This window comes from Streptomyces anulatus (assembly GCF_000721175.1).
GTDB lineage: Bacteria > Actinomycetota > Actinomycetes > Streptomycetales > Streptomycetaceae > Streptomyces > Streptomyces anulatus_C.
In genome coordinates this window covers 1-304 of the sequence record NZ_JOEZ01000136.1, presented here as the reverse complement: position 1 = coordinate 304, position 304 = coordinate 1, and the positions used below count along the sequence as shown (strand labels likewise).

At 71.1% G+C, this 304-nt stretch carries 1 protein-coding gene; it reads left to right on the top strand.

Annotation, left to right across the window (positions count from 1 at the left end; genetic code table 11):
* Positions 1–13: 13 nt before the first annotated feature.
* Positions 14–304, top strand: a 291-nt coding sequence (locus IG90_RS0138870) for a helix-turn-helix transcriptional regulator (protein WP_030596230.1), incomplete at its 3' end; no start/stop codon positions are given.

The window sequence follows — 304 nt, the reverse complement described above, 5'->3', positions numbered from 1 at the left end:
GGGAGCCTGCGCTATGTCCGACCCGGACCGCCTGAAGCGGGTTGATGCCCTGCTGGACGGCCTGGACGACGTCCTGCCGCCGCCGCGCGTGCGCGCTCAACTGCGCCTCGCCGCGAACCTCACGCAGCAGGACGTCGCGGACGCGGTCGGTGTGAAGCGCCTCGCCGTCGTGCGTTGGGAGCTAGGGAAGAGCAACCCCCGGCGCCCGCAGCGCACTGCCTACATTCACCTGCTCAAGCGCCTCGCGGAGCGTTTCCCCGAAGCCGCTGAGCTGGATGAGGGCATGCCGACGCCGGCCTCCGAA